Source organism: Legionella adelaidensis, from assembly GCF_900637865.1.
Lineage (GTDB): Bacteria > Pseudomonadota > Gammaproteobacteria > Legionellales > Legionellaceae > Legionella_A > Legionella_A adelaidensis.
In genome coordinates, this window is the sequence record NZ_LR134418.1 from 262700 (window position 1) to 285329 (window position 22630).

The window sequence follows — 22630 nt, forward strand, 5'->3', positions numbered from 1 at the left end:
CTTACAGAGCCAGGAATTACCCACCTTTAAGGAAGAGGATTACATGAAAGAAAGTGATGAATATTAAAAACCGTGCTTTACAAGATCTTATTTCTCCTGAAGGCATATGCTTCGGTTGTGGCACGAAGAACGAAAATGGTCTGCGAATAAAAAGCTTCTGGGATATGGATAGTGTCCATGTGATTATGTCTTATACCCCTGCCGAGCATTATACCGGGTGGCCATCACTTGTGTATGGCGGTCTCATTGCCTGCCTTATTGACTGCCACTCCAACTGGACAGCAATAGCGTATCACTATCGTACTGAAAACCGAGAGCCCGGAAGCTCGCCATGTATTGATTGTGTAACTGGTTCATTGGGAGTTAAATATATCAAACCCACGCCAATAGGCGTGCCTCTGCTGCTTAAAGCTCGCGTTGTAGGTGAAGTTGCACGCAAAACACGGGTGCATTGCGAAGTTTACGCGAATAATATATTGACAGTACTTGGAGACTCGACTTTCGTTCGAGTAGACATAGGTCATTTAACAAAAACAACCCATGGCGAAGTCGAGTAAGTTATAGCCAAGTTTATTTAGAGGTATAGGAGACATTTAGCCCCAAAAAAAACTTAAAAAATAACGTAGCTTATTCTCGAAGGTTAATTAGTTTCACAATCATTAAACTGGTAATATGCGTATATAGGATTTCAATAATTAAATACTATTCTCTAACGTGCGCTTTTTAACATCAAAAAACCAGTTAATCCGGATATAAAAGATCCAAGTACCACCCCAATTTTAACCAATGGCATTAAACTTAAATCATTATTTTGGTACGCTAAAGTTCCAATAAAAAGACTCATGGTAAAGCCAACGCCGCAAATGAGTGAGATACCGTATACTTGGGTAAGAGTAACCTTATCAGCTTTAAGAATTTGCTTGAATTTAACAAAATAACCTAAAGAGATAAAAATACCGAATTGTTTCCCAAGAAATAATCCCAATCCGACACCCAGTACAATAGGGTGGGTAAACATTGATAAATCAATTCCTATAAAGGTGACGCCGGCATTAGCAAATGCAAATAGAGGCAGAATTAAAAAGACCACCCAATGATGCAGACCATCTTCCAAGCGAGTCAACATGGATTGTTTACCTTCGTCAGGAATGGTCATAGCAATCACAATCCCTGCCAGAGTAGCATGAACCCCAGATTTTAATACCGCAATCCACAGAGCAATCCCAAAAAGCATGAACACTGAAATGCGGCGACATTTAAAATAATTTAAGCCAATCAATATCAAGGTAAATAAAAAGGCCAGTGATAAGGAAAGCAGGGATAATTTCTTCGTATAAAACAAGGCAATAATGACAATCGCAGCCATATCATCAAAAATGGCGATGGCAGTCAGTAAAATTTTGAGTGAAAAAGGAAGACGAGAACCCAAAAGAGATATTATCCCTAAGGTAAAGGCAATGTCTGTAGCAGTAGGGATGGCCCATCCTTTAAGATAGATGAGATTGTGAGCATTAAAAAAAACAAAGATTAACGCAGGAAATATCAATCCGCTTAATGCTGTAAGAGCAGGAACTAAAAGATTGGTTTTGTTGCTTAAAATTCCTCGATTAATTTCTCGTTTTATTTCTAGGCCAATCAATAAGAAATATACAGCCATTAATCCATCATTGATCCATAAGAGAAGCGGCTTTTTTATAGAGAGATTTCCAACTGATACGTTGCCACTAATGTTTAAAAAATGCTCATATCCAATACGATAAGGAGAGTTAGCAACAATTATTGCAAGTACTGCAGCAATAAATAATAAAACACCTCCTATAGTTTCTAAGTTATAAAAGGAACCCGATTTTTTCATGAGGTTATTAAGGTTTATTAAAAATTCAGTGTACTTGGTGTTGTTATCCCCTGCAATCCTATAGAAATTACTTGAATTAAAGTTAGTCTACATTCCTCTCTTTGGAAAAATTCAAAAGAAGTTCAGCTCCCCCCTCTTTGAAACCATGCGCCCTACTGCTTTATTGCTATAAAATTTTCATTACCCATCTCAAATAGTTATTAATAAAGTGTCAGCACAAATCCTGTTGTATAATTATTAAATTTATATCTTGATATGATTTGAATTTAAAAGGACGAACGATGGAGAAGGATTTTCTGGAAAATATTACCTTTGATGAGCTAACGCTTGGCCAGCAGGCCAGTTTGAATAAAACACTCAAACAAGAAGACATTTCTTTATTTGCGGCAATGTCTGGTGATGTGAATCCTGCCCATATGGATCCGGAGTTTGCCAAAAGTGATATCTTTCGCGGCATTGTTGGCCATGGCATGTGGTCCGGTTCATTAATTTCAGCTCTGCTCGGGACTATCTTGCCGGGTCCTGGGACTATTTACCTTGAACAAGATATTAAATTTAGAAAACCGGTACGTATTGGAGACACCATCACCATTACCATCATCGTTCATGATAAACACACTGATAAGCCAATCGTAACCTTTGACTGCAAAGGAGTGAATCAATGTGGGGAAATTGTTATTGAAGGATTTGCAACAGTACTTGCTCCCACTAAAAAAATAAAAGTAGCCAGAGCCGATTTGCCCCATATTGAAATTCATAACCATGATCGCTTTCAGGCCATCATTCAGTCATGCCAAAATATGGAGGCTATTCGTACGGCCGTTGTGCATCCGGTAATGGCCAATGTACTCAAAGCGGTAGCCGATTCGGTGAAAGCAAAACTAATTATTCCTGTTTTAATAGGGCCACGGGCAAAGATTAAAAAAGCAGCCCAGGAAGCCGAAATTGACATCTCCCCATGGGAACTCATTGATACCGAGCATAGTGATGCTGCAGCAATTAAAGCTGTGGAATTAGCCGCATCAGCCGCAGTTGATGCTATCATGAAGGGGGCTTTAAGCACGCATGAGTTATTAGCAGCTGTTGTGCCCGCTAACTCTAATTTACGTACAAAATACCGTATTAGTCACGCCTATGTCATGGATGTACCTTCTTATCATAAACCACTCATCATCACAGATGCCGCTATCAATATTTCACCTAATGCAACTGAGAAGGCAGATATCTGTCAAAATGCAATTAATCTTTGGCGTATTTTGTTTGGCGAAGATAAAAAGCCTAAGGTCGCCATTCTTGCAGCTACAGAGCTGGTTAGTCCAAAGATGCAAACGACAGTAGATGCGGCAACATTATGTAAGATGGCGGATCGTTTGCAAATCACGGATGGGATTCTCGATGGACCTTTAGCATTTGATAATGCGATTAACAAACAAGCCGCTAACGACAAAGGGATTGTCTCTTCCGTTGCAGGGGATGCCGATATTTTACTGGTTCCTGATATTGACTCGGGTAACATTCTGGCAAAACAGCTGACTTTCCTTGGACACGCCGATGCAGGAGGTATTGTTTTGGGTGCCCGTGTACCGATTATTTTGACGAGTCGCGCGGATTCATTACGAACCCGTCTCCTCTCTTGCGCATTAGCCATTAAAATGGCCGCAGCAAGAAAGGCGGGTAAGATAAAATGACGGGTAAAAAAAACGACTGTATCCTGGTGATTAACACGGGTTCATCCAGTGTAAAATTTCGAGTATTTTCAAACCCATCCTTAGCGCTCTTAGCGTATGGCAAAGTATCTGATTTAGGTAGTAGCCCTTTATTTACAGCTATAAATGAAATGCCCGAATTTGGCGATAACCAAGCAGAGGAAATGGAGCTTCCGACTGATTATGATCATGAAAAAGCTTTGCATTTTATCCTGCGGTGGACTGAAGCACAGAATCAACATTGGCAGATTAACACGCTAACGCATAGAATTGTGCATGGTGGCACAAGATACACAGATAGTGTAATCATAACTCCTGAAGTAAGGGCATATCTGCAAGAATTATGTCCTTTGGCGCCCCTACACCAACCACATAATCTGAAGGCAATTGATATTTTCAGTGCAATCAAGCCCGATTTAATGCAAATAGCCTGCTTTGACACGGCTTTTCATGCGCATCACGGCCCCTTATTCACCGAGTACGCTTTGCCGCAAAAAATCCGCGATAAGGGGGTTCGTCGTTATGGTTTTCATGGCCTTTCTTATGAATGGATAATACATTTTTTACGCCAGCATGAACCCCACTTGGCAAAAAAACGTATTATCGCGGCGCATCTAGGCAACGGTGCCAGTCTATGTGCTATACACAATGGCATTAGTGTCGATACGACTATGGGTATGACTGCTCTTGATGGCTTACCCATGGGGTCACGCTGTGGAATGATAGACCCTGGGGTTGTCATTTACATGATTCGCGAACTTAATTTATCACCTGATGAGGTAGAGTCTATTCTCTATAATCAATCAGGCTTACTTGGATTGTCGGGTTGGACACAAGATGTTCGTCTTTTACAAGACAGCAAGGAACCTGAGGCGCGATTTGCACTTGATTATTTTTGCCTAAGAGCGGCCCAACTCGCTGGAATGATGGCGGTATCACTAGGTGGTGTGGATGGCATTGTATTTACCGGTGGAATTGGTGAAAACGCAAGTCGCATACGCGATAAGATTTTACATCACCTTGATTTTTTACGGCCTTTTGAAGTTCGTGTTATTCCTGCGAATGAGGAATATATTATGGCGATGCACACGGTATCAGTTCTAAAACACCATAGGGAGAAACCCAAATGACGCATTTAAAAGGACTTATTGTTGGTGTGGCTAATAAAAATTCTATTGCTTGGGGATGTGCCAAAAGTCTACATGAAGCAGGCAGCGAACTTGCTATTACTTATCAGAATGAAAAAACAAAAGAATATGTGCAACCATTAGTTAACAGTATTTCTTGCCCCCTGTTCATGCCGCTTGATGTGAGAGATGATGCGCAATTGGATGCATTATTTCAGGGCATTCAAACTCGCTGGGGGAAATTGGATTTTGTTGTTCATTCGATTGCTTTCGCACCGCAAAGTGATTTGCAAGGACGTGTTGTGGATTGCTCACGTGATGGCTTTATGATGGCTATGGATATTTCCTGCCATTCGTTTATTCGGCTTGCCAAAGCTGCTGAGCCGTTGATGCGAGAGGGAGGCAGTCTAATCACCATGAGCTATTATGGGGCCGAAAAAGTCGTAAAAAATTATAATTTAATGGGCCCGGTTAAAGCGGCATTAGAAACAACTGTGCGCTATTTGGCTATGGAATTAGGTAGTCAAAAAATCAGGGTTAATGCCATCTCTCCAGGGCCTGTTAATACACGCGCAGCATCAGGATTGGCGAATTTTGATCAATTAATGAAAAAAGCAGCCGATGAAGCACCACTTCATCAATTGGTAACTATTGATTCCATTGGGGATATAACCGCATTTTTGGTATCTCCCAAAGCCCAATACATCACAGGGCAAATTATTTATGTGGATAGTGGTTTTAATATCCGCGGTTAATTACGGCCTGCCAATCTCCCTCTTAAATTTCCTAATTTAAGCCTTAAGTGGATTTTTCAGGTATAGCTTTTTTTTCTAAATTCAAAAGCCATTGCTTGCGTGCTATTCCGCCACCATAACCGCCGAGTTCGCCACTACTGGTAATAATTCGATGGCAAGGAATGATAATTGCCAATTGATTTGCCCCATTGGCAGTAGCAACGGCTCGATAGGCGGATGGCCTTCCCATGGATTTTGCCTGCTCTGCATAACTTCGTGTTTCCCCATAGGGGATTTGACAGAGAGCTTCCCAAACTTTCTTTTGAAAAGGACTCCCTAACAAGTAGTACGGCGTTTTAAATTGCGTTAATGTTCCTGCAAAATATGCTTGTAATTCCGATTCAATGCTAAGGATTGGTTCTGTGGTGCCTGGAATAATTGCAGCATGCACTTTTTTTCGTAACCGTTCCACTTCACGTTCTAGTCCCCGACGATCAACAAACTCGAGAAGGTAGAGTCCTTTCTCATCACCAATAGCAATCATTGGCCCCAATGGTGAATCTATCCAGGCAGCTTTAAGAATAGTTAATTGTTTATGGCGATGAGCCGGAGCGGCTCCTAAAATTTTTGCAAAAGCATCACGAAAACCACTACCTGATTCATAACCTGTATTCAACTGTGCATCAATTACTGCTTCCCCTCTTCGGATTTGATTCATTGCTATCCCTATCCTTCTTGCTCTTGCATACGCAACAAACGTCATACCAAAACGTTTTTTAAATTGTCGCCGTGCGGTTGATTCATCTACAGATAAAGCCTTAAAGTCACTGGTTTTCCATCTTTTAAAAGGATTTTCTTCTATAGCTTCCACTAAGATACGAACTAATTCTGAAACTTGATTAGGATGAGACAGGGGTCGACACCGTTTGCACGGCCTAAAAGAAGCCAAAAGAGCCTCTTGAGCTGTATGAAAAAACTCACAATGTTTCTCTTTCGGTTTTCTTGCCGGACAGGTTGGGCGGCAAAATATACCAGTTGTTTTTACACCGACGAAAAAAATTCCCTCGTAATTGGTATCTCTCTCAAGTAAAGCTTGATAATAAATTTTCGTTTGTTCTTTAGTTATCATGGTTTAAGAACCGTATAAAATTCATAATATAACAATCACAGAAAAATCTGCAGCCGAAAATCAGGCATGAATTTTTATAGTGAACGGCATAACTAATCACCCCGGCCTATAGCGAACTTTACTGACTACCCCTTATTGTAAAAACCTTACAGGTATTGTAGTTCAACATTTAGGCATAGCGGTAAAACATAAATGCAGCATCAACCTTTGCTTTTTTCAATTGAAATAAATATGTCTACTCTGGTAGAATAATGGTCAACAATATTAGTCTCATACTTGTAATGAAAAATACACAACATTTAATTACCCCTTTCCTCCATGAAGATGGAACGGTTATTGACTATCAAAATCGCTTGCAACAAGTCACAGTTACAGAAATGATAGGATGGCTTCAATCTATTCCTCCAACTGTAACCGCACTTGATTTAAGCAATAACCAATTAGATAGGCTCGGGGAATTATCTAAAAGTGAGCTTACAAGTATATTTACCGCTATTCCCAAAAATGTAAGGGCAATCGACTTAAGCCACAACAACTTAGGTGAATTATCGAAGGATAAACTAGTTAAAGTTTTGTCTGTCATTCCTGCTCATATCGGAAAAATTAATCTTGAAGCGAATAATTTATTCTCAGGTAAAGTAACGACAGTACGTAATGATCTGCTCCAAAGTCTTCCTGGAGATAAAAGACGTTATTACCTGAGTGGGAATGGTGAGTCTATGCTTTCAAGTATAGTATTACCTAAATATCACCCAAGATGTAATCAAATGGAAGTAAAGTCTGAATGCTCGGAGGCAAGATTTTCGGGTTTATCTTCAACAATTTTTACCTCCTCGAGAGCAAGGACTCGGCCGACCTCTTCAGCTATTCAAGACGTTGAGATGGTGGATATAAGAAAAAACAAACCCCGGAATGCAAATTCGCAACAATTAGTAGCAATTAAATCTGCGGCTCAGATGGCAGTTTTTCAATATACAGATTGGTTTAAAGGTAACTTAAAAGTTCGTGGGGCTAATGGTCTATTTACCAGGCTTAGACACGGCAAACAAGGACAAGCAAGAGCAACAATATTTCTCACAAATTTAGAGGCGCATGAGAAATTAGATACCGCGATAAAATTTATTAATGATTTTTTAAAAAATCCTAAAACACCTAATCATTGCCATTCCTTTGCATCATTCCTTTTAGATCAATTAACCCAAATAAAAGATACTCCCTGGGAAAAGATAACCCCTACTCTAAAAACAAATCGCTATAATCTAAAAATGATATAAATTTTAGTGTTCATGAGCCTAAAATTTTAGGCTGTAATTTCACAACAATTCCGTTGTAAGCAGTTTAAATACAAGGCTAACGCATTTCTAACGCCGTCCCGCGATTATCTTATGATGGACCGCAGTCTAAGTTTTTGTTTATTTGTTTATCGAGTTCCTGCGCTTCGGTAACCGCACCCGGTGATTTCAAAGTAAAAAAGCCATGGTGTCTAGAAACCCCTAATGTTCCAAGGCACGCACCGGCCGTAGTGATAGCATTAACTAATCGTTTTGCTAGATTTGTTAAATAATCTTCCCAGCCTAAGTCTTGTTGCAAGTGAGGAATAGCTTGCTTAATTGCCTTTTGGGAGTTCATAGCAAAAAGCTGCAGAGATTCTCTAGTAGGCTCCTTAAATGCTTCATTTTTATAATTTTTTAAAAGCGTTAATAACTCTTCAGCGTCTTTTTTTGCCTGGGAGGAATGGCTTCCAAACCCTTTAATTTTATCCCCAAATTCATCCAAAATTTTATCAATGGCTTGAGATTGAATATTAAATAGTTTCAGTCTGGCTTCATTGCCGTTTCTTACCCCTTCAGTAATGGCATTCTGCCATTCTGATATAGCTATAGTTTTACCATCCCCAAGCTTTTTAACTATTGCTACTAGGGCTGGGTAGTTTTTTTTTGTTTCAATTGAAATTGGTTCTAAATAATTCTCTTCAAAAAAAGCGGATGGTGGAAAAACTGTTGATAGCTTAAGTAGTGTGTAAATATCTCCAAACATAAGAGAAAATTTTACTGTTAGACATTGTAAGTTAAATATAAATTTTTTTCTGGCCGCGTCGTCTCGAACCACATTCCTTGCAATATCATCGATGCGATGAGGAAACATAGCTACTAAATCTGTAGGAAAATCATAGAAAGGGCCAGTGATTTTGGCATAAAGCTCACCGGAGACTAAACAATCTTCAATATAAGAATCATCTGGAAATAGCTTATACAGAAGCTCTGCATCATCCCTATCATTTATAATGCCGCGCATTTCATAAGTAGAAAGCGATCTGATAGCATTTTTAATACTAGTTTTTTGCTCAGGCTCTCTCCATATCAAATTCTCAACATCTTGTAGAGAATTTACCTCGTAAGATTGCTCACCTACTTTTAATTTCACCGTACACCCCTCATTAACTAGCTGTATATAGACATATTTAGCTAATACCCATGAGGTTCAATTATAGCACAATATGTTCCAAATAATGAATCCATGGTTTTTTTTGAATTAAATACTTAAATAAAGAGAGCAGACTTGTGAAAGTATTGCTATTTTCTGAGATTACTACTTAAAATCAATAGCTTAATTGAGATCCCATACCCATGTGAGTAATATGTTCATTTTTAAAAATCAATATGGATCTCACTAAAATACCCCGGCACTCGATTTATTGGCCACGGTTCATATAAAAGAGTGGAAGAATAAACATTATATTTTGGGAGGATAGAAAACCTGGTTGACTAGCAACCAGGCTACCGAAAAAATTCAAGCCTTTTCTTTTTAACCAGCCGAATAAAAATTAATTTAGCTCTCATTACACTGTATTAAGAAGCCGCATGACGTGAGTATTTAATACATGATACAATTGTTCATTTATTACCTATATAAAACAATTAATGCGCATCCAGTTTCCTTTATTTTTCTATTATCTTCAATCCAATAGCAGTAAACGATTTAGTAAAAGACCCAATGGTAAACTAAATGTTGCTCGATTAATTAAAAATCTCCCCTATTGGGAAGATATGCATGCAACTCGAGAATACCGCCCTAAAACACTCATACTTGCAGATTGGTCTGCAAGAAATTGGACACGTGAAGAACGTATGCGGGTAGAAGCCCTACTTAAATTTTTGTTAGAGCATGGTTTTCGAATATACATTTGGCAAAAGGACACTGTCATTCCTCTGGAACAAAATAATCTCGAAATTTTAGGAATACGTTTTATTCTTTCCCAGATTACCGCCGCATACCCAGAAAAAATAACGCAAATAGCGTGTGACAGTCTAAAAATAGCTAATGATCAAGTGTTGCTATTAGATGATGACATGATTAAAAGGTTAGCGCTTTATAATAAGGGGGTATGCACAATATACGAACTAGATGAAAAAAGAATAAGCTATGCGGACTATCTTTATTTGGAATCGTGGGAGTCAATAATAGTCAATAATATTAAGGGCCGAGCAAAAAGTGGCTCTTTTTTAAAAGATTATTGGACATCCAGCCGAAACGATACGCATCCAATAATGCGGCATTTTAACACAGAAGAGGCTTATCGCGAGCTAGCCTTGGATAGTAATACTCCCGGATATGATGAATTTTACGGATGGTCTCCCAGTCAATACGCAATGAGCTTGATACAACTGACAACGCTGAGGTTATATTTTATTGATTTTGCTACCCCTGGTGGACAAAAAATAATCTCTTACCTAGGGAGTTGCCAGCGTCTTGAAAAAATTTCCCTGGAAAATTGTTCTAATTTGGATGTAGTTGCTAATGTTTTGCAAAGGCTATCGACCCTAAGGGAAATTACGGTTTACTCCAATGAATTCGATGAGGAACCTAGATTATTCGTAAACACTCTTATTGCAATGGGCAGTCAAATTCGAAGTCTTCTCCTGGAAAATATGAATATCCCTTGGGAGAAGCTGCAGTCGCTTATGGACTCGCTTAGCAATATTGAAGAGCTAAGTATTGAATACAATGAACAAATTGGACAACCTATTCAATTAGCCCCAGCAAACCTTAGGAGCCTTCAAGAAATAAAATGGGTTCGTATTAAAGTTGCTGCCTCTTTTTTGCAAACGCTCTTAAGTCAGGCGCCCAACCTACAATCAATCTTTTTGGGTGAAACGTTTGATTTACTATCTGATTTAACAATTTTGCCAGACAGTTGCCCCAAGCTAAGATCCCTCGATATAGATTCCTGCATTTCTGCCAAAAATTTAGCAATAATTTTAAAAGCAACCCCCAATATTCAAGAGTTAAGTACCGATTTTGTTGCAATTAAAGGGAATGTCCACCTTGAGCCTAATAGCTTAAAAGCATTAGAAGTAGTGAGTATAAAGGGGACCCCCGGGTCTTTGGAATTTCTTACTGCTTTATTGAGTGCCGCCCCTAATTTAAGCAAAATAAACTTAAGAGGTTTTCATCAATTATCCGAGGTCATTCAATTAAATCATGCTGCCTGGAAAAAAATAAAAAGCTTCAAAATTAGCAATTCAATCGCTTTTGAAAATAACTTCCAGGCTTTTTTAGAAATAGCAAGTAACCTCGAAGTTTTAAAAATAAAAAATTGCAACTTATCGAATATTAATTTATCTGCCAATGCTCTTCCTTATCTTCATTCTCTAGTGCTACATGATCTTCCTTTATTGGAAGAAAATTTACTAAGTTTTCTGCGGGCTGCACCCCATCTTGATGCACTTATGTTATTTGATTGCGATATACCGGAAAAGTTTGAGTTGCAACCCAACAGTCTTTTAAATTTAAAAAATTTTGAGTTAACCGTTCGACCTCCTAAAATTTGTTTTATTTCAAGAAATCAATTAAAGAGTTTATTTCAGGCAGCGCCTAATTTAAAAGGATTAAGTTTACCAAGAAGTTATATATTACCATCCGATGAAACAGATTTAGAATTACCTACTCTTTCGCAACTCGATTTTTTAAACTTAAGTGGAAGCAAGCTGCTATATAGCGACCTTAAAACTTTTCTTCGCGCATCCCCTAACTTACAAACACTTCATTTTACTTTATCTGAAAAAGAAACCATTGATGAAGAGTTGAATAGTTTATTGGAGCGGGTACCTACCGTTGTTAAACTAAAAAAAGAGACGAGGGAAGACCAAGCGGTTGCATCTCCGCAAGAAGAAGAACAATGCACTGTTTTAGATGCTGACACAATTAGCAAACCAGAGAAATACACTGCCACCCGCATATTTTATCCCACAGCTACTGATACTCTTATTCCTAATATAAGTGATTACCGGTTACGCACCTTTAATACAATTACGGTTAAGAGAAACCCTTGTTCTATTTCGAATGCTTTTTCTTTGAGAAATGATTCTGCCTTGCAACTCTGCCACCGCAACATTGTGCGCATGGACCGCGATGTTTTCGCCATAGGGAGCGCGAAAAAACGAGAAGGTTTCGATTACATGTACGGCAAACAGACACTTCATTTACAAGGACAATGGAAAGCACTCGCTTCTCTTGATCCGCGCGAAACCATGACGCATTTTCATGTGCACCCTCAAAATACAAATATTGAAATTCAATATTCTCAACGCGATAACCTTTATTATGCACGTCAGGTTAGAGAAGATGAATCCGAGGATACTGGGTCTTCAGTCACCATCGATTTTTTACTGGAGGTACCTAAAAACCGGTCGGATTGTACCTCTTTGCGCAAAGAAATTAGCTATTTCCAATCATTTAGTGAAGGTACATTAGAAATAGATAAGCAAGAACCTAACGGTAATGATTATTTACGATATATTACCCTACAGAGAAAAGGAGCCTGTCGTCATCGCGCATTTGCTTTTAAAGCACAATTAGATCATCGTCGCCTAGTTAGCCGAATGGTTTTTAACCAAATCCATGCTTTCGTTGAAGTTTGGATAGAAAATGAATGGGTTCAATGTAATCTCGGCGGTTATAGAGTTAATGTAGAACTCAATGAATCGTACCATCCCACACAGTTAGCTGGTAGGGAAAGACAGCAAAAGCCAACAACAAGCCTTAGCCCTTTAGATTCTGAGTTAGGTCAATACTATCTTAAAAGCTTGCAAACATGGGAAAAAAATCACTCTTTAAAGGGCGTTACTGTTGAAGAGTATTGTGCGCTTTGTGTTCATCCTTTCACTGAAACTAAAAAACGCTTAATCGAATTTAATTCCACTACCCATTTATTAAATATGAAAGCTGCCCTATTTAACTATTGCGTAAAATTTAAACGGCCTTTCTTTTATGTGGATACTCCAGATGATCTCAATTGTAGAACTTCTTATATTTTTCTCAATAATAATAATCAAGGGGAGCTTCGCAAAGGGCCAGGAGGACCACTTTACCAATTTTTAGAAAACCACCGCGATGTGGGGCAAGCTCCTGTGCTTATCGTTAATTACGACCACTTTAACGCCGAGGACCTCATAAGATTTAATGGTTTGCTCGATAAAATCCGCCATGCGGACGGGATACCATTACCTGGGGGCACACTCGTTATTGGTCTTATTAATCTGGATAATCCTGAATGTTATCAGGGAGATGATTTTTATTCGCGTTTTGACCGTAATGAACTTTGCCCCATAAGTGAGCAACTAGAATCTAGCCCCAGAGAAATTCCACCAACTTTAGAGAAGAAAAAAGGTATTATTATAAATCTGTATGGTAGACCCGATTGGAAAGAACAGCTGTTAGGATATTGGGAGTTAGATGGAAATATTTTGAAATTTAAAGAGGGGCTATACCAAAATTCCATAAGAAAAGCGCAGGCATCAGGCGATTCTATTGTGATCCAAAATGGTCCTTGGAGTGATGAAGAATTTATTCATTTCTGGCAACAGTTATTTCAAGGTGGTTTTTTTCATGAAGGAACCTTGCTAAAAATTCCTCCTGCCATTCAAGTGTTCCGTTATGAAGGATATGACTGGGACAAGCTTTCTTCTTATGCGGTGGATAGCGGGGAACTCACAGCCCAGGCAAAAATATTAAACCCGGAAAATTTTGCCAATTTTCTAAGTCACTATGAATTTAAAGAAGAATCAATAAGAAACATACCAGGATGGATAGAAGAAGCGAGACACCAAGAGAAAGCATATATTTCGGTTTATTTAACACGTAATCTCAACGAAGATGTTTGGGCAAGGCTGTTGGAGGAATGCCAAAAACACCAAATCTTTCTTCATGTTTACTGCTCACCAGGGGTTACTCTTCCAGAGTTAATAGAAAATAAACTTACTGTGCGCCCCCCTTTACCCTATCTCCCTTGGACAATAGTGAGCACACTACCAGATACTGCGATTATTGTAAGCGCCGATCCAAGCATTACCGCAGCACAATGCGCCCGCAAATTGGACAATTGGGTTATTATCGATGTTTCGGAATGTAAACCAGAAGATGTATTAATACGTGTCGATGGTAAATTTAATGAGAGCACACTTTCTTTTGAATTTACCCAAAAAAAATGTGCGCTTTTACTTGCATTACAAAACGGAAATAATGTCATTTTAAAAGGTCATTTTTCTAATGAACTTGCTGACGCATTAATGCCTCTTCTTTTTCAAAGACAATACAACACTGCTTCTGAGTCAAATAAATTGATTTTAATAAGCGATGCCGATTCTCCTTTTACAGGTCTACCGGGTTGTTATGCCCATATGGTCACTGAGGAAGAATGGTTTGAGCATAATGCTGCTCGTATGCTATCTGAATTTAGTTCATCTAGCGCAACCAGACAACAAAATCTCCATCCTATCCTTCAAAGCAAATTAGATGAAGTACTTTCTAAACTGGCTGTTTCTCCGTGTGTATTCATCTCTGGACATACGGGTGGTGGAAAAACGACTTTCGTAGAAGATATCTTATGTGCAAAAGAAAGTACGAATAAACTTTACATGGGAGAATCATCTATCCTAAATTGGGCTACCGATTTAGAAGACCCTCATCAATTAAAAATTCTCTTTATTGATGAAGCCAACTTAAGCAATAGTTTATTTACTCGATTCAATGATCTCTTTAATATTCCTCCGACGATACTCATCGAAGGTAAAGTATATCCATTAACTGAAAAGCATAAAGTTGTATTCGCGGGCAACCCACACTCCTATGGAGATGAGCGAAAAATAATTCCGCTCCTTAACACAATACCTTCTGTTTGGTTTGATCCTTTACCGAATGAAGTAATAGATCAGTATATTTTGCAACCCCTGTTTGCCGGGAAAATTGACAAATTTAGTGCCCATTTAATCAGTGAACGGCTGCTTGCAATGTATTCATTTATTTGTTCCTTGTCTGAGGAAGAAATACTTATTTCACCTCGAGAGTTGGGGATGTTGTGTTTGCTTATCGTCTCTTATTGCCATAAAAATAAAATCACAAATGGGAATGCTGTAGCAGGCCAACTTTCCTGGGAATTCATGAAACAGCTAGTGCCTCCCCACCTACATTCTACCTTTGATCAAAAATATAAGCCGGAAGTTATTGCTCCACCCAGGATTTCACACCATATCACCATGGATTTTCTGATTACTCCCTCAAGACAACCTCTCATACAACAATTAGAAGATTGGTTAACACTTCGCGAGTGGCGAATGGAATGCAGCGGTTCGGCCAATGAGAACCAACTATACGGAGGTTTAGGGGGCTTAATTCTTGAAGGTGAGCCAGGTATTGGTAAAAGTGAAATGGTTTTTCAAACGCTAATAGCTAATGGATATACTGAAGCGCATGGTTTCACCAATCCAACGGTGGGGAATAAACACTTTTATCATATGCCAGTCAGTATGTCCTTCTCCGAGAAAGAAACTTTACTTTATAAGGCTTTTCATGAAGGAGCAGTAGTAGTTGTTGATGAAATCAATAGCGCACCCATGATGGAGCGATTACTCAATTCCCTACTCATGGGAAAGACTCCCCAAGGTGAACGCCCCAATACCCCGGGGTTTATGCTTATTGGCACACAAAATCCGATTACCATGGCAGGTCGCAGGGCTGCAAGCCCTGCTTTAGCAAGACGCATGTTAACTATTCAAGTTCCATCTTATACAAAGGAAGAAATGCTCGCTATTCTTCAAGATAAAAACATACCCGCATCACACGCAAATATTATGGTCGAAGCTTTTTTGGTACAATCAAATAAAGCGAGAGAAAATAACCTGAGGCCCATACCCAACTTTCGTAATTTATTACATTTGGTTGATAAGTATAACCATACAAGGCCAGCTAAGTTAGACTCAGACAATGAGGCGCAGGAACCCCCTGCAAAAAAACAAAAAATACCACCCTCCTATGCTTTTTTTATACAAGATAATAGTGATATAGGTGGCTCTTTTTGTGATGATAGAGTACCCCGTATGTAGGAAAACTGTGGAAAAACTGGTTGGCTAGTAACAAAATTCGCTTGCTATATGAAATTGTATTCTGGTTGCTGGTCAATCCGGTTTTCTTTAACTAATATTTGCCTTGATTACAGACTCCGCTGTGCTGTTTAAAAATGATAAAAGAAGCATAATACGCCCAGAGGTTAATTTTTGTATTTTTAAGGTTATGTAGTGGAAAAAGATATTGCCGCAGTTTATGTCGTCAAACCTGAACTCTTAGTCAACCTAAGTGAAGAGTTAGGTCGCGTTGAAGTTATCAGAGATTTAATTTTTTCTCCCGTAAAAAACGTAAATGCTTGTTTTGCTCTGGATGTTTGGCTAGATCCAAAGATTGTAACATTTCAATCCATTTCTGAAGCGGTAAAAATCTTACGCCAAGCAGGCAAGTTTTGGTATCTGCACCCTATAGAAAATATTCGTCGCTCAAAATTAATTGCCGAACAACTGCGTAAACTTCCTAATTTAATACGTCATTTTCCGATGGTGGATGAAATTCCGCAGATTGGCGCCTTCTCGCTTCTGGATCAAAACACACTTATATATAGTCAGCATCGAAAAAAGAAATGGCCTGATGGAAAATGCTTTTTTATTGAAGATAAAGTAAACCCGCCTAATCGGGCTTACTTAAAACTATGGGAAGCATTTACCATGCTTAATAAGCATCCACAAAAGGGAGAGAAAGTTTTAGACTTGGGAGCCTCCCCTGGGGGCTGGACTTATGTTGCCCACTCCTTAGGCGCTGATGTAACTGCCGTTGATAAAGCCGCATTAAGTGAGAGCATTCAAAAATTGCCTCATGTTAATTTCTTACAACAAAGTGCTTTTGCAATTGAACCTGAGCGCATTGAAGAAGCTTATGATTGGGTTTTGTCTGATGTGATTTGCTATCCAGAAAGAGCCTATCAGCTCGTCCAAAAGTGGATTAATTCTGGCAAAGCTAAACAAATAATATTTACAGTAAAGCTGCAAGGCAAAACAGATTTATCTATCATTCAAAAATTTCAGGCTATTCCTAACTCCGGGCTTATGAATTTGTATTACAATAAACACGAAGCAACTTTCTTTTATCCATACTCAATTAAAAGGGATTTATGAGTATTGCATTAGTTTGGTTTCGAAAAGATTTGCGACTAACCGAGAACCCCGCATTTTTTGAAGCCTGCACGAAACACAAAATAGTACTCCCGTTATATATCTTGGATGGAAAAAATAGCACGCTTGGAAGCGCTCAATCCTGGTGGCTCCACCACAGCCTTTCCGCTTTAAAAGAATCTCTCATTAAAAAATTTGGGTTAAATCTAATATTACGGAAAGGTAATCCCCTGGAGATTATTGTGGAATTAATTAACTTGTTTCCTGTAGACACCGTGTATTGGAATCAATGTTATGAGCCATTAGCTAGCCAGCGCGATAAAAAAATCAAAGTCACACTTCAAGAAAATGGTATTAATGTGCAAAGCTTTAATGCAAGTTTATTCAATGAACCTTGGACAATAACTAATAAAGAAGGAGGTTTTTTTAAAATATTCACTCCCTTTTGGAAAGCCTGTCGTAAAACCCTGTCCTTTCCATCGTTACAAGAACTAACGCAAAGACCCGCGAGAATTGAGACGGATAGTGAAGAGCTTGCTAGTTGGAAATTATTGCCTACGCTAAGTTGGGCTTCTCAATTTTCTAATTTTTGGACTCCGGGCGAGGAAGGAGCGCAACAACGCTTAAATGAGTTTATTAACCATCAACTAATTAACTATAAGATTCATCGCGATATTCCCGAAAAACAAGCCACCTCGCGTCTCTCTCCTCATTTACACTTTGGAGAAATAAGCCCTTGGACTATTTTACGCGCCCTTGAACGTTACATAAATGAGCCTCTTTACTCTACAGGAGTTGAGCTTTTTTTATCCGAGCTAGGCTGGCGAGAGTTTTCTTACTACTTACTTTATCACGTCCCCTCTTTATCTTACAAAAGCTATAAAAATGAATTCGATGCTTTTCCTTGGCACAATGATGAATCCTTACTAAAACTCTGGCAAAAAGGTAGGACCGGATATCCCATTGTGGATGCTGGTTTAAGAGAGCTATGGGCTACTGGCTATATGCATAATCGCGTGCGAATGATTACAGCCTCTTTTCTGACTAAAGGTTTATTTATTGACTGGCGAGTGGGGGCGGATTGGTTTTTAGATACATTGGTTGATGCCGATTTAGCAAATAATAGCGTGAATTGGCAATGGGTCGCAGGGTGTGGGGTTGATGCTGCACCTTATTTTCGTATTTTTAACCCTCTCCTTCAAAGTCAAAAATTTGATCCCGAAGGAACATACATTCGCCGCTGGGTGCCTGAACTTGCTTCTTTAGATAATGAAGAAATTCATGCACCTTGGAGAAACCCTCATACCAAATCAACCTGCAGAATAAATTATTCTCCCCCTATTATTAACCACGAGGAAGCACGCGCTAAAGCCTTGTCTTATTACCATCAACTAAAGAAGTAATACTAATATAAGCAAGGATTCACCATAATAGTAAAGGGATGTTGTATAATATCTTATTTTCAGACACCTCTTTGCCATGCCAAAATCAAATAATGAAAATCAAGACACCGAATTAGATAATATAATCCAGGAGTTCAATACACAGCTGGCATTGAATGATTCGCTACGAAAACACGCAATGAGTGTAGAAAGCCTGGAACGGAAAATCAGATCTCTAGACCGTCAAATCGCAGCTATTGAAACTTCGAACTTTACGGAAGTTGAAGAGCGTATTGAAGATGCGCAAGCACTAATTTTAAAAATTACGACATTACAAGAGACACTCCAGTCACATAATAACATTTCCGATTTACTCGAGGCTGGTGGATTGCTTAGCCTGAGAGAAAAATACTTCCCGCAACTGGTATCGTTATTTCACAGGGCTGATGATATCTGTAAATCAAAAACATCCGCCAAGCAGTCCTCCCCCTTAAGCGAACAAAAGCAGGCTGCTTCTGTCATTAGTAAATTGACACTGTTCCAGCAAGCTTACAAAGTAAAAAGCGCTTATTCAGCTATCAACTTAGGCCTTAAATATAAAAAAGCTGAATTTCCAGAGTACTTACATAAAAGTACCGAAGATATCCACGCCGATTTAGCCGCAAAAATGCATAATGAAGTCCGTTCAATGCGAAGGGATATTCAAAGAATTAAAAAATCCGGGAGAAAACCCGCCCAAATTGAAAAAGACTTGCAACAAATTAAAATTCCTTCATTAAATCCGATTAAAAAATTGTCCCAAAGAAATCTTCGCGCGATAAAAAAGGCCTTATCTGTGGATTTAGAAAGGCTGATAACTACAGGGAAACTTCCTGCAACTGCAAGAAATAGCTTTGGGTTATTACCAGACGAAATTGATTTATTTGGAGCACTATTAAATCTTCCTTATAAACTGCAACATGGTACTAACCATTTTTCAGATATTGCAAGAACTGGCAGACTTGATTCTCTTACCGAAATCCAACGCCATCGCCCAGAGTATAGCTCTCCTTTTTCTACTCCGGGCAATTTACAAGAACTGGGTAACGGCGGCTTTATATTTTTTCGCTGCTTCGTGGATGGGGTCAATAGCGATCAAACGCGCTATGGCAATACGCGAATAATCACGGACTTATCGTTATTAAGAGAAATTGGCTGGGTTTCTTTGCATGATCAATTAGTTCCTTTTTCTAGTCATAATCGGCAACAAACTTTATATGAAGGCAAGCGGCTACTCTTTAAAGCAACCCCCGCTGATGTACATAATAAAGCGCATAAGCATAAAAGCGCAGATGGTATTCGGTATACCTATCGTGTAGCGCCCATTACAACTTATCAGGCAGGAACAAAGGATACGCAAAAAGCGTTTGGCACTACCATAGCAACCAGTGAAGAGACAATTAAATTTACTGAAGAAATATTCTACGGCCCAGACATTCTCCCCGGTATCGCACTCTCCCTCATTCATAGGCTACGGAAATTAAATGCTTGTGGATTTCGCCAAAAACTTCTTAACGATTTCAGCAAAGCTTCCGATATGGATAAAATTATGCTACTCGGTAAAGTAGTTAAAGATTTTTACCGTATCGAAGGTAAGTATCCCTTGGGATTGCCTTTTGAATACAGTGCAACATCGCAAAGAGCCTTTTTTAGGCCAGTAGCCGGAAGTGATCCCCATCGCCGTAAAGAGGATTGCCATTTAATGATTGAAAATCCAGAAGGTGATGGCCGGCAAAATATCGATTTATCTGTGAATACAGAGAATGCCAAACAAGCATTTTTTTCTGAGAAACTACTGGAAACGGAAAATCAAATTGCCGTTCTCCAAAAGCAAGTAGGAAGAACCAACAAAGAAGAAGACATCAAAACGCTTGCAATATATCGGCAAAGAAAACGTGATTTGGAGGAAAAACTTCAAGTTTTTGCAGAAAAAACTGAGGAATACTTACAAAAAATCGAAGAAGCTTGTCCCGATCAAGATATAACATGGGTTCGCAAACGCTCTTATGAGTTTCTTAAACTGCTAGCTATGCACTTTGTTCCTTTTTTTGATGGCGACACTATTACCATAGATGATTTCAAAACTATCTCTTTGCAAAAGCTGGCATTATTAGCCCATGAGACATGGGTCGATTTATTAGAAATGGACGAAACGCTTTGGCCAACTCTATTGTTATTTTCCTCAGAAGAATTAGAAGGGATGGCTGGTGGAAATGTCACGTTAGCCATAGATGACAGAGGGTATCGTTTAGAAGAACTTCGTGCACTATTTAATAAAGATGAAGAAATTTATTCTTATGCCACATGTGATGATTTATATGATCTGATTATTCAACTCGCTCCACATATTCCAGAAAAATTATTTCGATTTATTGAAGACACTGGGGAGGATATTGATTGGGAAGAGATTACTGATAGTTTAGATGGTATGGAAAGAATGCTGTTTGAAATGAATTTGAGAGATTATTTTGAAGGGTCGCAGGAAAGTGAGAATAGTAGTGATGATGCTTTTTCATATATTTCTTAATTTATTTAAATCTTCTGTAACCCCGTTTAACCTTTTATTAAAAATATGCAAACAAGTAGATAAAAACGTAAGGGTCTAACAAGTTAGACCCTTACAACTCCTAGAGTGTTTTCATAAATGCTGTTAAATCTTGTTTTTCCTGAGTAGTTAAATTGGTTTGTAAGATCAGGTTAAAAAATTCTACGGTATCTTCCAGAGTTAGAAGCCGCTCATCATGCAAATAAGGAGGAGAATCTTTTATTCCGCGTAATGGAAACGTTTTGATTGGACCATCCCCTACAGCTCTAATTCCATTAATAGTTTGGGGATTAAAAAAGCGCTCTGTTTGCAAATTATGCATTGTGTTGTCCGTATAATAGGGAGGAGCATGGCAGGTTGCACATTGACCTTTACCAAAGAAGATTTCCTGTCCGCGCAACTCCGACTCCGTTGCTTTTGCCGGAATTAATTTGCCGTCTAAACCAAGCTTTGGGGCTGGCGGGAAATCGAGCAATTCCTGGAATTCAGCCATAAAATGGACTTGACTTCCTCTTTCCAGAATATTAACGCCTTTTTTAGTAGCAATAACTGGGTCACCATCAAAATAAGCAGCTCTTTGCTCAAACTCGGTGAAATCTTCTACTGTTTTTAATGCGCGCTGGGAACCAAATAAACGTTGAATATTAACCCCGCGTAAACTGGGAGTATCTAAACGGTGACGAAACTCTTGTGGCCTGATATCCCCAACCAAATGGGTAGCTGCATTGGTATGACCATTGGTGTGGCAATCAAAACAAGCAACCCCTCTGCTGGCAGCTTTAGTACGACGATCATCAGTTTGGTTAAATTGTTGTTGTGGAAAGGGAGTAAGCAATAAACGCAGCCCTTCCAATTGTTTTGGATTTAAAATTCCATTGAAAATTTCAAAATAGTTGGCTAGCGTAATTAATTGCCCCTTGGATACATCGCCTAAGTCAGGACGTGTAGTTAAAAAAATGGGGGCAGGAAACTCGGGTAAAAAATGCTCGGGAAGATCAAAATCCAGATCAAAACGCGTCAGATCACGTTGTTCTTGTTTATTTAGTTCATCAATTTCAAATTGAGGAAATACCATACCACCCTCCGCCTGGTTTGGGTGTGGAAGCGGTAGAAATCCTTGGGGAAACAACCCTTTTTCTTTAATTTCCTCGGGAGTCATGGCATTTAGCTTTTCCCACGTCATCCCTTCTGGTAATTTGACTCGCACGCCCTCCTGGAGAGGTTTACCATTGGTCATGGTGGCATCCTTCGAAGGCTTATTACTTAAATCGTAACGCTTACTTAGGAGCTCCTGCTGACGTTGATTAATCGCAGGTTTGTCCTTACTCATTCGCTCAACCGTTGTTTTGAAGTCTTCCTTAATGACTACAGGAAGGTAACTGGAAGGAGGATCCGCAAAGACAACAGAAAAACTGAAAAAAGAAAATAGAAACCAATACGTGTTCTTAAGCATATAAAATCCATTTATGTATACCTGTGAACCTAAAATTCTAATTTATTTTTGTTTTTTCTTAAAGCGAAAAGAGAAGTATATGGGTAAACGTTTATCACTCGATTGCAGCAATAATTGCAAAAACAACCACATACTGTACTATAAATATAAATAATGTTTAATTATTT

The 22630-nt window shown here is 38.9% G+C and carries 13 protein-coding genes; 9 read left to right on the forward strand and 4 right to left on the reverse strand.

Annotated features, from left to right (window positions below):
- The first annotated feature begins 56 nt into the window (after window positions 1–56).
- A complete protein-coding gene (locus tag EL206_RS02400; protein WP_058461953.1) occupies window positions 57–557 on the forward strand; it encodes a PaaI family thioesterase in 501 nt (166 codons plus the stop codon).
- 152 nt (window positions 558–709) lie between these two features.
- Here the strand turns inward: EL206_RS02400 and nhaA are convergent, their stop codons facing one another.
- Complete coding sequence (nhaA, locus tag EL206_RS02405; RefSeq protein WP_058461954.1) at window positions 710–1855, reverse strand: Na+/H+ antiporter NhaA; 1146 nt, start codon at window positions 1853–1855, stop codon at window positions 710–712.
- Between the two features lie 281 nt (window positions 1856–2136).
- Between nhaA and EL206_RS02410 the strand changes: the two genes are divergently transcribed.
- Genes EL206_RS02410 through fabI form a run of 3 tightly spaced genes read left to right on the forward strand, consistent with a single transcriptional unit; the run spans window position 2137 to window position 5443 of the window.
- Window positions 2137–3543, forward strand: a complete 1407-nt coding sequence (locus EL206_RS02410; RefSeq protein ID WP_058461955.1) for a bifunctional enoyl-CoA hydratase/phosphate acetyltransferase — start codon at window positions 2137–2139, stop codon at window positions 3541–3543.
- The gene (locus EL206_RS02415; RefSeq protein WP_058461956.1) at window positions 3540–4691 is read left to right on the forward strand and encodes an acetate/propionate family kinase; all 1152 of its coding nucleotides are present in this window, start codon (window positions 3540–3542) and stop codon (window positions 4689–4691) included. The genes EL206_RS02410 and EL206_RS02415 overlap by 4 nt, the downstream gene beginning before the upstream one ends.
- Window positions 4688–5443: an enoyl-ACP reductase FabI gene (fabI, locus tag EL206_RS02420; RefSeq protein WP_058461957.1), complete on the forward strand. Its 756-nt coding sequence runs from the start codon at window positions 4688–4690 to the stop codon at window positions 5441–5443. The genes EL206_RS02415 and fabI overlap by 4 nt, the downstream gene beginning before the upstream one ends.
- A gap of 43 nt (window positions 5444–5486) precedes the next feature.
- Here the strand turns inward: fabI and EL206_RS02425 are convergent, their stop codons facing one another.
- Window positions 5487–6551, reverse strand: coding sequence for a bifunctional transcriptional activator/DNA repair enzyme AdaA (locus EL206_RS02425; protein ID WP_058461958.1), 1065 nt, complete (start codon window positions 6549–6551; stop codon window positions 5487–5489).
- 281 nt (window positions 6552–6832) lie between these two features.
- Here EL206_RS02425 and EL206_RS02430 point away from each other — a divergent pair, with 281 nt between their 5' ends.
- Window positions 6833–7825, forward strand: a complete 993-nt coding sequence (locus tag EL206_RS02430) for a hypothetical protein (RefSeq protein ID WP_131739643.1) — start codon at window positions 6833–6835, stop codon at window positions 7823–7825.
- Window positions 7826–7934: 109 nt separating this feature from the next.
- On the opposite strand, the gene EL206_RS02435 is transcribed toward EL206_RS02430, so the two are convergent.
- Window positions 7935–8975 (reverse strand): hypothetical protein, encoded by a 1041-nt coding sequence (locus tag EL206_RS02435; protein ID WP_058461960.1) that lies wholly within the window; start codon window positions 8973–8975, stop codon window positions 7935–7937.
- A gap of 497 nt (window positions 8976–9472) precedes the next feature.
- Here EL206_RS02435 and EL206_RS02440 point away from each other — a divergent pair, with 497 nt between their 5' ends.
- The 4 genes from EL206_RS02440 (at window position 9473) to EL206_RS02455 (ending at window position 20992) form a co-directional block, all read left to right on the forward strand.
- On the forward strand, window positions 9473–15931 hold the full coding sequence (locus EL206_RS02440) for an AAA family ATPase (RefSeq protein ID WP_058461961.1): 6459 nt from the start codon (window positions 9473–9475) through the stop codon (window positions 15929–15931).
- A gap of 192 nt (window positions 15932–16123) precedes the next feature.
- Window positions 16124–17047 (forward strand): SAM-dependent methyltransferase, encoded by a 924-nt coding sequence (locus EL206_RS02445; protein ID WP_058461962.1) that lies wholly within the window; start codon window positions 16124–16126, stop codon window positions 17045–17047.
- On the forward strand, window positions 17044–18447 hold the full coding sequence (locus EL206_RS02450; RefSeq protein ID WP_058461963.1) for a cryptochrome/photolyase family protein: 1404 nt from the start codon (window positions 17044–17046) through the stop codon (window positions 18445–18447). Before EL206_RS02445 ends, EL206_RS02450 begins: the two co-directional genes overlap by 4 nt.
- Before the next feature lie 76 nt (window positions 18448–18523).
- The gene (locus EL206_RS02455; RefSeq protein WP_058461964.1) at window positions 18524–20992 is read left to right on the forward strand and encodes a hypothetical protein; all 2469 of its coding nucleotides are present in this window, start codon (window positions 18524–18526) and stop codon (window positions 20990–20992) included.
- Between the two features lie 100 nt (window positions 20993–21092).
- Here EL206_RS02455 and EL206_RS02460 read toward each other — a convergent pair whose 3' ends face one another.
- A complete protein-coding gene (locus tag EL206_RS02460; protein WP_058461965.1) occupies window positions 21093–22463 on the reverse strand; it encodes a hypothetical protein in 1371 nt (456 codons plus the stop codon).
- Window positions 22464–22630: the final 167 nt, after the last annotated feature.